The sequence below is a fragment of the Telluria sp. ZT3P26 genome (assembly GCF_059686035.1).
On sequence record NZ_JCASII010000004.1, the window covers coordinates 426,425 to 440,052 of the forward strand.

General features: G+C 63.5%; 9 protein-coding genes and 1 pseudogene. All 10 read left to right on the top strand.

All coding sequences use genetic code 11. The annotated features are described in order from the left end of the window. Window positions 1–13: 13 nt before the first annotated feature. On the top strand, window positions 14–928 hold the full coding sequence (locus tag AC56LN_RS15620) for a LysR family transcriptional regulator (RefSeq protein WP_499573303.1): 915 nt from the start codon (window positions 14–16) through the stop codon (window positions 926–928). Beyond that, the gene (locus AC56LN_RS15625) at window positions 925–2,502 is read left to right on the top strand and encodes a Wzz/FepE/Etk N-terminal domain-containing protein (RefSeq protein ID WP_499573028.1); all 1,578 of its coding nucleotides are present in this window, start codon (window positions 925–927) and stop codon (window positions 2,500–2,502) included. Before AC56LN_RS15620 ends, AC56LN_RS15625 begins: the two co-directional genes overlap by 4 nt. A 339-nt stretch (window positions 2,503–2,841) precedes the next feature. After that, entirely contained in the window at window positions 2,842–4,053 is a 1,212-nt protein-coding gene (locus tag AC56LN_RS15630) for a glycosyl transferase (protein ID WP_499573030.1), read from the top strand. A gap of 64 nt (window positions 4,054–4,117) precedes the next feature. Next, window positions 4,118–5,134: pseudogene (locus AC56LN_RS15635) on the top strand (SDR family oxidoreductase); the annotation flags it as partial. A 231-nt stretch (window positions 5,135–5,365) separates the two neighbouring features. Next, window positions 5,366–6,721, top strand: a complete 1,356-nt coding sequence (locus tag AC56LN_RS15640) for a lipid II flippase MurJ (RefSeq protein ID WP_499573031.1) — start codon at window positions 5,366–5,368, stop codon at window positions 6,719–6,721. 35 nt (window positions 6,722–6,756) lie between these two features. After that, entirely contained in the window at window positions 6,757–8,016 is a 1,260-nt protein-coding gene (locus AC56LN_RS15645; RefSeq protein WP_499573033.1) for a glycosyltransferase family 4 protein, read from the top strand. Next, window positions 8,006–9,349 (top strand): O-antigen ligase family protein, encoded by a 1,344-nt coding sequence (locus AC56LN_RS15650; protein WP_499573035.1) that lies wholly within the window; start codon window positions 8,006–8,008, stop codon window positions 9,347–9,349. The genes AC56LN_RS15645 and AC56LN_RS15650 overlap by 11 nt, the downstream gene beginning before the upstream one ends. 112 nt (window positions 9,350–9,461) lie before the next feature. Further along, on the top strand, window positions 9,462–10,445 hold the full coding sequence (locus AC56LN_RS15655; RefSeq protein WP_499573037.1) for a polysaccharide deacetylase family protein: 984 nt from the start codon (window positions 9,462–9,464) through the stop codon (window positions 10,443–10,445). Next, window positions 10,442–11,578, top strand: a complete 1,137-nt coding sequence (locus AC56LN_RS15660) for a glycosyltransferase family 4 protein (protein WP_499573039.1) — start codon at window positions 10,442–10,444, stop codon at window positions 11,576–11,578. The genes AC56LN_RS15655 and AC56LN_RS15660 overlap by 4 nt, the downstream gene beginning before the upstream one ends. Further along, window positions 11,578–13,623 carry an asparagine synthase (glutamine-hydrolyzing) gene (asnB, locus tag AC56LN_RS15665; RefSeq protein ID WP_499573040.1) on the top strand — a complete coding sequence of 682 codons (2,046 nt, stop codon included), beginning with the start codon at window positions 11,578–11,580 and terminating at the stop codon, window positions 13,621–13,623. The genes AC56LN_RS15660 and asnB overlap by 1 nt, the downstream gene beginning before the upstream one ends. Window positions 13,624–13,628 lie beyond the last annotated feature (5 nt).

Here is a 13,628-nt window from a genome sequence, read left to right on the forward strand (position 1 = left end):
GTTGACGAACAGAATGCCGCGTATCAGTCTCAAGCAATGGAGAATGTTTCATGCGGTAATTGACTACGATGGTTTCGATGGCGCCGCCGATCGCTTGCATGTGACCCAATCGACTGTCAGCCACGCCGTTGCCAAGTTACAGGAGCAACTCGGCATCTCTCTGCTGGAACTGAAAGGCCGCAAGGCGCAAATCACCGCCGAAGGGCTGCAGGTGCTGGAACGGTCACGCGAACTGGTCAGGCACGCCAATGCGCTCGAGGCGCTGGCAGACCAGCTGCGCCAAGGCTGGGGTCCTGACGTGCGCGTGGCAATCGACCCCGGCTTCCCCTCCGAACTGCTGATCCAGGCAGTGCGGCATTGCTCGCCGTCGCTGCACGACGTGCGCCTGAGCGTCAGCGAAGTCACGTCCGACGGCGCCCGGCGCGCATTGCATGGGGGCGAGGTCGACATCGCCATTGGCGCGCAGCCGGTGGCGGGCTTTGCTGCCCGGTTCCTGTTCGAGGTTGAACACATCGCCGTAGCACATCCTTCGCATCCACTGTTTTCAGGCAAGCGTGCGATCACTTACGATGAGCTCGTCACGCATTCGCAGATCGTCATTGCCCCGGCGCAGCACGGGGACGTTGCCGGCCCGGCCGAGTCGGCGTCGCATCATCCGGGCGCCTGGCGCGTGTGTCATCCGGACCGCGCCATCGGCATCCTGCGACAGGGTGTTGGGTATGCGTGGCTGCCCAGGTTGCAGGTGCAACAGGCGCTGGATGCCCGGCACTTGTGTGCCTTGCCGGTGACGGGCGGGCACCATCACCATACGCGCCTGTACCTGATGTGCGCGCAGTCGGTGGCGGCGGGGTCGGTGGCCAGGCAGTTTGCCGACGCCTTGCATGTCTGCAGCGAACACTGCCTCAAGGCGGGCACGGGCCAGCCATGAAGCGCGGCCTGCAGCCAGTGTCCATGCCGCTGTCGCGGCGCGGCAGAGAGGGTGAGGCGCCCGAAGCGCTGTTCGCGATCAGGTATGTGCTGCGCAACGGCTGGCTGATCGTGGGCGTCGCGTGTGCCGTCGCCATTCTCGCCATCGCCGTCGCATTGGGTGTGAAGCCAGTCTATGAATCGAACATCCTGATCCAGATCACGCGCCATGCGCCCCCGTCGGCCGACCTGCAGACGGAAACCCCGGCCATCACCGAAATCGAGATCCTGCGTTCGCGCTCGGTCCTGGCGCGGGTGGTGAATGCGCTTCGCCTCGATATCGCCGTCGAGCCGACGCTGTTTCCCGTCGTTGGCGCGTTCATTGCGCGCAGCAATCCGGGCTTGTCCGATCCCGGTTTGTTTGGCTTCGGCGGCTATGTCTGGGGAAACGAACAGGTAGGGGTGGACATCTTCGATGTGCCCGATGCGCTGCTGGGCCAGCCATTCAGGCTGGTCGTCAGCGGCCGTGATGCCTATACGCTCAGCCAGCCCGAAACCGGCATACGGGTGCATGGCAAAGCCGGCCAGCATCTGCGCGCCAGGACGCCGTCCGGGCCGATGGACATCCTGGTCGCGACGATCCACGCCAGACCGGGCGCCGCATTCACGCTGCACCGCAGTCGCGAAGGACAGGCAGTCGACAGGTTGCAGCGGTCGCTGGCGATCGCCGAAAAGGGTCGCTTATCGAATGTGATCGGCGTGTCGCTGCAGGGGGGCAATCCCGAGCTGGTCAGCCGGATACTCAATGAAATTGCCGACCAGTATATCCAGCAGCAAACTGCCCAGAAAACCGACGAGGTCAAGAACCAGCTGGTGTTCTATGACCAGCAAGTCGCGCAGGCGCAGCGTCGCATCGGTGAGCTCGATGTCAGGCTCAACGAACTCTTGCGCACGCATGGCGCGTCGGACCTGAGCGAAGACGCACGTATCCTGGCCCAGCAATCGCTCGTGCTGCAGGCCGAACTGACGGCAAAAGAGCAGCAGAAAATCGCGTTGTCGGGCCGCTTCGGCGACCGGCATCCCGATATGCTGGTCGTGACGCGGAACATCGCCTCCATCCGCCGTGACCTGGCTGACATCGAGACCAGGCGCAAGGGCTTTGCCGCGGCCCAGCAAGAGATCCTGGCGGTCAACCGTGACAAGCTGGCGCACAGCCAGATGAGCTTCGAGCTGCTCAATATGCGCCACAAGCTGGATGCGTTGATGCTGTCCAATCACATCAACGTGCGTCTGGTCGACCGGGCACAGACACCGCTGCAGTCGGTCACACTGGCCTTGCCGGTCATGGTTGTGCTTGCCTGTCTGCTGGGTCTGGTCAGCGGTATCGGCGCATCGGCACTGAAGAATTCGCTCGTGCGGCGCAAGCACCGGGGGGGCGCAGCGTGGGGCATGCGGCGGCTTGCGATCGGTACGCAGGCGCCGCTGGCCGAGGACAATGATGACGCCCAGACTGCCGTGCCGCCAGCTGCGACGCAGGGCAAGGCAGGCGGCAGTACCGCAAACAGCGAGACGCGGACGACAACCGCGCAGGGGTGACCCGGCTTGCAGTTGCCTGCGCCGCATGCACAGTGTTCCATTCGCCGATGCCATGCCGATGATCCAGGTGCACGTGGCGCGTCGGTCGTCACTCCGAACATATCTCTCTCCCAATATTTTCTAATAGATAAATCGCGAAAGAAACCAATCATAAAAATGCATCTGTCGCGCATAACCAACCATCGATGCATCGATTTTTTCAACGTTTTCCAGTTTCCTTTTTTGCTAAAGTAAAAGCCTGTATCGAAATGGCATGCATGAATATCGCGACGCGCGATTGCATCGACATGCTGCGCCGTGCGCGTGAATGCCGACTATTTTCGGCGCTGAACGGAGGGCATGATGGCGTTGGAGAAAACATTCAGTAGTCCTGAATCGCTGTTTCTATCAGCATTATTGTTCCCGCTTGTCGAAACATTTGTATTGGCATTATTTGCGAGCTTGTCCATTTGTATGCTCAATATTCTGACCGAACGTTGGCATGGCAAGTTTTCATTCGATATCGATGTCAACGGCGTCCAGAAAGTTCACAAGACCCTGGTTTCACGCACTGGCGGCGTGGCCATGGTGGCGGGCGTGCTGGCCGTCCCGTCCTGCGGCAGCCTGTTCGGCTATCCGTCAGCGCGGCAGATCGAGACAAACACCCTCATCCTGCTGTTGTTACTGGCAGCGCTGCCTGCGTTTCTGGCCGGCATTATCGAAGACCTGACCAAGCAGGTGTCGGTCCGCATCCGCCTGTGCGCGATCCTCACGAGCGCCATGCTTGCCGCCTTTCTTGTCGAAGCGCATCTGCCACGCCTAGATATCTGGGCGCTCGACGGCATTTTGCACTGGGTACCGGTCTCGTTTGCCATTACCGCGTTCGCAGTGGCCGGCGTGTCCAATGCCATCAACATCGTCGATGGCTTTCATGGCGTCGCCGGTGGCACGGTCGTCGTCATTCTTGCTGGCACAGGTTTTCTGGCCTGGCAGGATGGGGATGTCCTGGTGACGCAGCTGGCGCTGGCCGGGATGGGCGCGACCATTGGCTTCCTGCTGCTGAATTACCCCACCGGCCGCCTGTTCATGGGCGATGGCGGCGCTTACTTCATCGGCTTCTGGGCGGCGGAAGTCGCGGTATTGACGATCGTCCGCAATCCCGGCATCAACGCGTGGCAGATTCTCGCCATCTACGCATACCCGGTGATCGAAGTCCTGTTCAGCATGTACCGCAGAAAATTCTTGCGCAGCGCCCTGGTCGGCGCGCCGGACCGCCTGCATCTGCACTCGCTGTTCTACCGCCGCGTTGCCTGCACCAGGATCGGGATTGTCCGCCATGCGTGGGGCCGCAATGCCGGCGTGGCCTGTTTCGTCACCGCATGGCTCAGCGCCGCGACGATCGCCGCCCTGCTGATCGGCGATACCGTGCCGGCGGCAGTGGCGCTAGTCCTGCTCCAGATGCTGGTCTACGTGGCGGTCTACATGCGCCTTGTACGTGGCCACTGGGGCCGCTGTCGCCACCCGGCCGTCATCCTTGGTTTGCGACCCCAGCCCAGAAGCAGGGCGATCTGACCGATGCAGTCTCCCGTGCAATGCGCACAGTCATTCTATTTACCACTCCGACAGGAACCGGTCCATGTCCAATTACGACGATATCCAGGCAGCGCTGCGCGCACATCCCCGGCGGTGGCTGGTCACCGGCTGCGCGGGCTTTATCGGGTCCAATCTGCTTGAAACGCTCCTGAAGCTCGATCAGACCGTCGTCGGCCTGGACAATCTGTCGACCGGTTTCCAGCGCAACCTGGATGACGTGCGCAGTCTCGTGACAGCCGGTCAATGGCGGCGTTTCACGTTCATGCAGGGCGATGTCCGTGATCCGTACATGTGCCGGCATGCCGTCGCCGGCGTCGACAAGGTCCTGCACCAGGCTGCGCTGGGCTCCGTGCCGCGCTCGATCGCCGACCCGGTCGCCACCAACGACACCAATATCAACGGCTTTCTTCAGCTGCTGGTCGCTGCGCGCGATGCGCACATCACATCGTTCGTGTATGCCGCGTCCAGCTCGACCTATGGCGACCATCCCGGCCTGCCCAAGGTAGAAGAGCGCATTGGCAAGCCGCTGTCGCCCTATGCGCTGACGAAGTATGTCAACGAACTGTACGCAGATGTGTTTTTCCGTTGTTACGGGTTGCGCACGGTGGGTCTGCGCTACTTCAATGTGTTCGGCAAGCGGCAGGATCCCGATGGCGCCTACGCGGCCGTGATTCCCAGGTGGATCGCGGCGATGATGACAGGGCGCCAGGTGCACATCCATGGCGACGGTAGCACGAGCCGCGATTTTTGCTATGTCGACAATGCGGTGCAGGCCAACCTGCTGGCGGCGATGGCGCCGGTCGCTGCCGGCAGTGCCGTCTACAACGTGGCCGTCAACGACGCGACGACACTGAACCAGCTGTTCGCCCGTCTCAAAACCATTCTCTCTGGGCATGGCGTGACGGCAATCATGGAGCCGCTATATACCCCGTTTCGTGCTGGCGACGTCCATCACTCGCAGGCGGACGTGAGCAAGGCCATGCGCGAACTCGGTTATGCGCCCGCGTACCGCATCGATGCCGGCCTCGCAGCAGCGGTGCCGTGGTATCGCGAGCATCTCGGCAGTCCGGCACCGGGCGCTGAGGTGGTCGAGGGCGCTATTGAAGGTGCGGCCGACGCCGTTGTTGCCAGTGCTGGTGTCAGCGCAGCAGCCACCACCGGTACGGCCTGCGATGTCAGGGCGGATATCACCCCGGATATCGCCGCAAGCGCAGGTATGAACCATGCACACGCCGGCTGAGTATTTGCAATCCGCGCTGACGATGCTGCATGGTCGCGTTGAGGGGCGCAAGTGAGCCTGCTCAATGCGCTCGGTACACGGTGCCGCATCGCCGATCCGCAGCATCTCGCCATTTTCCGCGGCATGCTGACCGTTGCCCTGTTTACGTTGCTTGGCAAGCTGATGAGCGCCGCGAAAGAGATGGTCGTCGCCTACCGCTACGGCCTGGCGGCCGAGGTGGATGCCTACCAGTTCGTGTACAACCTGGTGTCCTGGCCACTCGGCATCTGGGCCAGTGTGCTGACGGCAGTGCTGGTGCCGCTGGTCGCGCGCATGCGTGTGTCCGATCCGCACGCGATCCCGCGCTTTCGCGCAGAACTGACCGGCTTCACGCTCATGCTCGGCGTTGCGCTGGCGCTGCTGGGCGGCATGGGCATCGGCATCATGTTGCTGACCGGCCGGAGCGGCTTGCCCGCCCACTCGGCGCAGCTGGCCGCGACGGCGCTTCCCGGCATGCTCCTGATGCTGCCGCTCGGTCTGCTGGTCGCGCTGCTGTCGGCGTGGCTGCTGGCGGCGCAGCGCCACGTCAATACCCTGCTCGAATGCGTGCCGACGCTGTTCATTGCGGCAGCGGTTCTGACCTTCGCCGGCGGCGGTATTGGCCCGCTGGTGTGGGGCACCGTTGCCGGTTGCGCCGTTCACCTGCTCACGCTGCTGGCACCCGTGACGGCGCGCCACGAACTCGTCGCGCCTGTCTTTACCCGAACATCTGCCCACTGGCAATGGTTCTGGCAAGGCTTCGGCATCATGCTTGCCGGCCAGGCCTTGATGAGCTTTACGGTGATCATCGACCAGTTCCATGCTGTCGGTCTCGGCACAGGGGCACTTGCCATGCTGGGCTATGCGAATCGCGTGCTGTCGCTGATTCTTGGCCTGGCAGCCATTGCCGTCTCACGCGCCACGCTGCCGGTGTTTTCGCAGGCCGGCGCCGACGCGACCGGGGACGTCTACCGCGTCGCCGCGTCGTGGGCGCGCCTGATGTTCGCCGGCGGGATCGTGGTGATGCTCCTGAGCTATCTGATCGCGCCGTGGGCGATACGTGTCCTGTTCGAGCGGGGCCAGTTCGATGCCGCGGACACGGCGCGGGTAAGCGAGGTGCTGCGCTACGGCTTGCCGCAGTTGCCCTTCTATTTTTCGGCGATGGTGCTGGTGAGCTATGCGCTGAGCCAGCGCCGTCATGGCCTGATTTTCTGGTCGGGCGTCATTGGCTGCGGCGGCAAGGTGATCGGCAACCTGTTGCTGGTGCCGCATCTTGGCGTCAACGGCATCGCGTTGGCGGCGATGGTGGTGTACGGTCTGAACGCGTCGTTTTTCTGGCTGGTGCTGCGGCGCCGGTCGTCACCGCGGCGCCCCGCGCCATGTGTGTGAGCCATGGAGCGCATCCAGTGAAAATTCTGTTGCTCATGCATAGCCTGTCTGCGGGTGGCGCCGAGCGCGCCGCATGCACGCTGGCCAATTTCTGGGCGAGCCAGGGCCGGGAGGTGACCATTGTCACGCTGGCCCCGGTCAGCGCTGATTTTTACCCGCTCGACCGCAGGATCATGCGCATATCGCTGCATCTGGCCGGGGAAAGTCGCCATGCGCTGCATGGCCTGTGGCAGAACGTGCGGCGCGTGGTGGCGCTGCGGCGCCTGTTGCGCAGTCTGCGGCCGCAGATTGCGCTGGCGATGATGAGTACGCCAAATGTGCTGCTGGCCCTTGCCAGCCGCTCGCTGCCGGCACTGCGCACGATCGGTTCCGAGCGGTGCTACCCGCCACATGCGCCACTCGGTCGCCTCTGGCATGGCCTGCGCCGCACCCAGTACGGCCGGCTCTCGGCCATGGTGGCATTGACCGGCGAATGCGCGCACTGGATCGAAACACGGACATCGGCGTCACGGGTTGTCGTCATTCCCAATGCCATTGCCTGGCCACTGCCGGACAACCCGCCACGGCGCAGTCTCGCCAAGCTGTGCCATCCACAGCGCAAGCGTCTGCTTGCCGTGGGTCGCCTCGAACCCGTGAAAAACTTCGACGCCCTGATCTGTGCGTTCCAGCGCCTGGCAGGCGCGTTCCCAGACTGGGATCTGGTCATCCTCGGCGAAGGCCCCGAGCGTGCCCGTCTGGCATCGACGATCAACCGCCTGGGGCTGGCGCAGCGCGTGGCCATGCCCGGCATGGCCGGCAATATCGCACAGTGGTATGGCCAGGCCGATCTGTTTGCGCTGACCTCGCATTCCGAGGGATTCCCCAATGTTCTGGCCGAGGCCATGGCGCACGGCGTACCCGCAGTGAGCGTCGATTGCGATACCGGGCCGCGCGACATCGTCCGGCATGGCATCGACGGGCTCCTGGTGCCACCCAACGATGCCGCCGCGCTGAGCGACGCACTGGCGCGCGTCATGGGCGACGCCGTTTTCCGCAGGCAGCTCGCGGCCCGTTCGGTGCAGGCGATTGAGCGCTTTTCGATCGAGAAGATCGGGCAGATGTGGGAAACGCTGTTCCTGGATCTGTGCGGCAGCCAGGCGCTGGCTGTCGAAGATGCCCACACAGTCGGTCGTGGAGGTCAACGTACCGACGAATGTACAGACGAACCTGCAGACGAACCTGCTGCAGTCACCCACACAGGCAGCGATGCAGGCAGCCACAGGCCGGCGCCCGGAGGCTCAGCCAATGCGCCATGAACTTGCCCCCGGCACGTTGTCGAGGCTGCTCGAACGGCGTGCCGCCCGGCCGTTGCTCCGTACTGACAGCCGGTTCTTCGTCCGTTATCACACGCTGTTGATGGCGGCGGCGCTTGGTGCGATGTACGCCAACCTGCCCATCTATTTATATGTGCTTGATGCAGGGTTTCTGCCGAAATTTATTTATTTCGGCATCTTTGCATTCATTGTGCCGCTGATGCTGTTGCGGTGGCAGGCGCTCCGCCATTATCTGGTGTCGCCATTTGCCCTGTGGGCGCTGCTATTGTTTTTGTTGAACATGATTCATCTGGCTGCATTCCACGCCAGTGCCGATGTGGGCGGTGCATCATTCATCGATATGCACGCCGAAGCGAGGCGCTCGATGATCGCAACGCGCGCACAATACATTCTGTTTGCGCTGTTTCTTGGTTTTGTCGCGGCAATCTCGCCAGCGAGAATGTATTTGCGGATCATGATCATTCTGATGGTCAGCGTGCCGTGCGCCGTCATCGTCGATTTTGCCAGCCCCGGATTATTGTACCCGGTAGATCTGACGGGAGCGGTTCTCGGCCGCGCAGCAGCAATGTTCATCAATCCGAACCTGGCGGGGGAAGCGATGCTGCATATCCTCGTACTCGGCTTTGCCGTGCTCGGGCGCCGTTACAGGATGCCGTTGTTCTTCTTGGCCGGGATCGCCGTCCTGACCACATTTTCCCGCGCCGCAATCATCGCGTGGTTAGTATTGCTTGGGCTCTTTATATATAAGAAAACATTACCAAAATCAGCCTGCATCTCACTGGGGATTGCATTGACTATTCTTCTCGTCTTTATCGGCAGCTTTGAAAGCTATATATCGTCAAGAGACGAATTCGAAGACGCAGCGAACAATATTCTGTCAAGGCTCAACTTCTTCTCCAGCTTTACCTTCGATGATGATAGTTCCGAGGAGCGCGCAGATGTCATTCAGGCGGGCTGGGATTTATTTCTTCAAAACCCTTTATTCGGCGCAGGTGCTGGCGCAACGCATTTTTGGCGGCACCGGGGCAGTACGCATAATCAGCTACTTCTTTTGGCCGCCGAATATGGTGTCTTCGGCATTTTATTATGGGGATGGATGCTCATCATGCTGTGTAAAAGCCTGTTCTTCAGCGACCGTGGATTACGTTATGCAATGGCATTCCTGTTTGCATTCATGTCGCTGTTCACGCATCAGATGCTCGATGCCGCCTCGTACTGGCTGGCCACCTTTGCGTTGGTATGTGCCACGCCGGGCAGCGCGCCGGCCAGCGCATCGATGCCGTGGCCCGGGCAGCTTATGGCCCGCTGCCGCTGAAAGGGAGCGCCGTGCAGCGTTTCACGACGCGACTGGCCCGGCCGCTTTCACATCACGCGTGCACCTGCACGAACGCAACGATTCGCTTGAAACGTGTTCCTCGCATTCAACCATGGCTTCTGCAAAATTCGTCATTTCGCTCGATTTCGAGCTGTTCTGGGGCGTTGCCGATACGCAGACGATTGCTGCCTACGGGCGCAACGTGCTGGGCGAATGGGACGCCGTGCCCCGGATGCTGGCCTTGTTCGCGCGCTACGGCGTGCGCGTCACGTGGGCGACGGTGGGAATGATCATGTGCCGCAACTACGATGACTGGCGCGCCACCCGTCCCACGCTCTTGCCGGGCTACGCGCGCAGAGCGCTGTCGCCGTATGCCATGGAACAGGTCGTGCGCAGCTACCCGCGGCTGTTCTTTGCGCGGCCCTTGGTCGAGCAGATTCTGGCGGCGCAGGGCCAGGAACTGGGGACGCACACCTACGGCCATTTCTATTGCAATGAAGCGGGCGCATCGCCGGCGCAGTTTGCGGCGGATCTGGCATGCGCCCAATCGGTGGCCGCCGGCATGGGCGCCTGCCTGCGCAGCGCAGTACTGCCCCGCAACCAGATTGTGGCCGCCTTCCTGCCCATCCTGGCGCAGTCGGCGATCCAGGTGTATCGCGGCAATGCACAGCACCCGTTGTATCGCGATGGCGATGCCGTGGTCGGCGGCGTTGCCGGTCGCGCGGTGCGCTTTGCCGATGCCTGCCTGCCCCTGAGCGGCAAGCGGACAGTGCGCCCGCAGGCGCATGGCGCCCTCGTGAATGTGCCGGGGAGCCAGTTTCTCTACCCATGGTCGCGCCGGCACCGCGCCCTGTTGCCGCTGCGCCTGCGTCGCCTGAAACAGGGGATGGCGCTGGCAGCGCGCGAGGGCAGTATTTTTCACCTGTGGTGGCATCCGCACAATTTCGGTGTAAACCTGGACGAGAATCTTGCGCAGCTCGAGGTGCTGCTGCGGCACTACCGGCGCCTGGCTGACACCCATGGCATGCAAAGCCATTGCATGGCCGATTTTGCTCCGGCCACGCGCACTGGATCGGCCGCGTGGGAGCGCGCATGACACGCCACGTCCTGCATGTGATCACCGGCCTGGCAGTAGGTGGCGCCGAAATGGCGTTGTACCGGCTCATCCTTGCGTTTCACGACAGCGCCTACCGGCATACGGTCATCGTGCTCACCCCTGGCGGCGGCATGTATCCCCGTTTCGTCGCGTCCGGCATCACCTTGATCGTGCTGGACGTGCGGCGTGCGCCCGTCACCGATCTCGTACGACTGGTTCGCCTGATGCGTGCGATGCGTCCCGATATCGTCCAGACCTGGCTGTATCACGCCGATTTTCTCGGCGGCCTGGCGGCCCGGTTCGCCGGCAACCGCAATGTCATCTGGGGCATTCGCACGACCGATGTCGACGGCGGCTCCGCGCGCAGTACGGCGCTCGTGCGCCACCTGTGCGCATCGTTGTCGCGTTGGGTGCCGCACACGATCGTGTGCGTGGCAGAGGCGGCGCGCCGCTCCCATGCCCGGCTTGGCTACGATGCCAGCCGTATGGTGGTCGTGGGCAATGGCTTCGATCTGTCGGCGCTGACCCCGGGCGATGACGGGCGCGCCGCGCTGCGCGCGCGTTGTGGCTTTGCTGCCGACCATATCGTGCTGGGCACACTCGGGCGCTTCAACCTCGACAAGGATTACGCCAACTTTGTCGCCGCCGCCGGGCAGCTTGCCGGCCGTCACCCGCGGCTGCGCTTTCTGATGATCGGCAAGAACGTCGACGTCGCCAACACCGAACTGATGCGCTGGATCGATGCCACCGGGTACGCCGCGCGCTTTGTCCTGCTGGGCGAGCGCACCGATGTCGCCATCTGCCTGTCTGCCATGGACATCTTTTGCCTGTCCTCGCGCACCGAGGCCTTTCCCAACGTGGTGGGCGAGGCGATGGCGATGGGCTTGCCGTGCGTGGCGACCGATGTCGGCGATGTCGCCGTCCTGATGGCAGGTACGGGAGTGCTGGTGCCGCGGGCCGATCCCGGCGCGCTTGCGCAGGGTGTGGCAGGTCTGGTGGCGCTGGATCCTGCGCATCGCAGGCAGATGGGGCAGCAGGCCAGGGCGCGCATCGGCGCCGAGTACACGATGGCCTGCGTCCGGGAGCGCTTCGAGCGCATTTACGAAGGCATCATGGCAAAAGGGGAATGCTAATGTGCGGATTCACTGGTTTTCTGGCAGCGGCTGCTGCACCGGCGACCGACCAGAACGGCTCGCTCAGGCGCATGACCGACGCGATCGACCATCGCGGCCCCGACGATGCCGGCTACTGGTGCGACGGCGCGCATGGCATCGCCCTGGGGCACCGGCGCCTGGCGATCATCGACCTGTCACCGGCCGGCCAGCAGCCGATGCGGTCGTGCTCGAGCCGCTTCGTGCTGGTCTTTAACGGCGAAATCTATAACCACCTGAGCATCCGGCGCGAGCTCGAGGCAAGTGCCGGGGTCTGCGGATGGCGCGGCCGTTCCGATACCGAAACGCTGCTGGCTGGTTTCGATGCCTGGGGCATTGCCGCCACGGTCGAACGCGCCATTGGCATGTTTGCCTTTGCCGTCTGGGACCGGCAGACGGGCGTGCTGACACTGGGCCGTGACCGCATCGGCGAGAAGCCCCTGTATTACGGCTGGCAGGGCAGGGGGGCCGACGCGGTGTTCCTGTTCGGCTCCGAACTCAAGGCACTGCGCGCCCATCCGGCATGGGGTGCCGACATCGACCGCGCGGCGCTGTGCCTGCAACTGCGGCACAGCTATGTGCCGGCGCCGTATTCGATTTATCGCGGTATCGCCAAGCTGCTGCCGGGCTGCCTGCTGACCGTCTCGGCGGCGCGCCCGGAACCGGTGCTGCACAGGTACTGGTCGGCCGCGCAGCAGTACATGGCGGGTCTGGCCTCGCCGTTTTCCGGCACGCCAGCGCAGGCAGTCGATGCTCTCGACGCCTTGCTCAGGGACGCCGTCGGCGCCCAGATGATGGCCGACGTCCCGCTCGGTGCATTCCTGTCCGGCGGGGTCGATTCGTCGACGGTCGTGGCACTGATGCAGGCCCGGTCCATGCGTCCGGTGCAGACCTTTTCCATCGGCTTCCACGAGCAGGGCTTCGACGAGGCGCCGCATGCGAAAGCCGTGGCCCGTCATCTGGGCACCGATCACACCGAGCTGTACGTGACGGCCGCGCAGGCCCAGTCCGTCATTCCGCGGCTGCCATCGATGTACGACGAACCGTTTTCCGACTCATCCCAGATTCCCACGTTCCTCGTGTCCCAGCTGGCGCGCCGGCACGTCACGGTATCGCTGTCTGGCGACGCCGGCGACGAGCTGTTTTGCGGCTACACCCGCTATGGTTTTGCCGCTCATCTGTGGAAGTCGATCAGCGCGGCGCCGTTGCCCGTGCGCCGGCTCGCCGCCCGCGGCATCACGCGGGTGCCGGTGGCCTCCTGGAACCGGCTGGCGCGCGCGCTGGCGCCATGGTTGCCACGCGCGATGCGCTTTGCCAACACGGGCGACAAACTGCACAAAGGCGCCCAGGTCATTGCCAGTGGGTCGCTCGACGCTGTGTACCTGGGTCTGGTGTCGCACTGGGACGATCCGGCCGCACTCGTGACCGGTGGTCATGAGCCGGCCACAATGCTGCGCGGCGCCGCGCCAGCGTTGGCCGGGCTCGGTAGTGTCGAACGCATGATGGCGCTTGACACGCTGACCTATCTGCCCGACGACATCCTGGTCAAGGTCGACCGGGCGGCCATGAGCGTGTCGCTGGAAACGCGCGTGCCATTCCTCGACCACCGCGTGATCGAGTTCGCCGCACGGCTGCCGCTGGCGCTGAAATTGCGCGATGGGGTGGGCAAGTGGGCGCTGCGGCAAGTGTTGTATCGCTATGTGCCGCAAACACTGATCGAGCGGCCCAAGATGGGCTTTGGCGTGCCCATTGGCGACTGGCTGCGTGGCCCGCTGCGTGACTGGGCCGAGACTCTGCTGGCCGAGCCGCGGCTACGCAGCGAAGGCTTTTTCGATCCCGCGCTGCTGCGCACGCGCTGGCACGAGCACGTCTGTGGCCAACGCAACTGGCAATACCACCTGTGGGATGTCCTGATGTTCCAGTCGTGGCTTGAACAGCAGGGCGCGCCGCACAGTGAAGCGGGCGACGCTGCGCTGCACTGTCTGCCGGCGCCGGCCGTGGCGCCGCCCTGTACGCTGGCGAGCTGACCTCG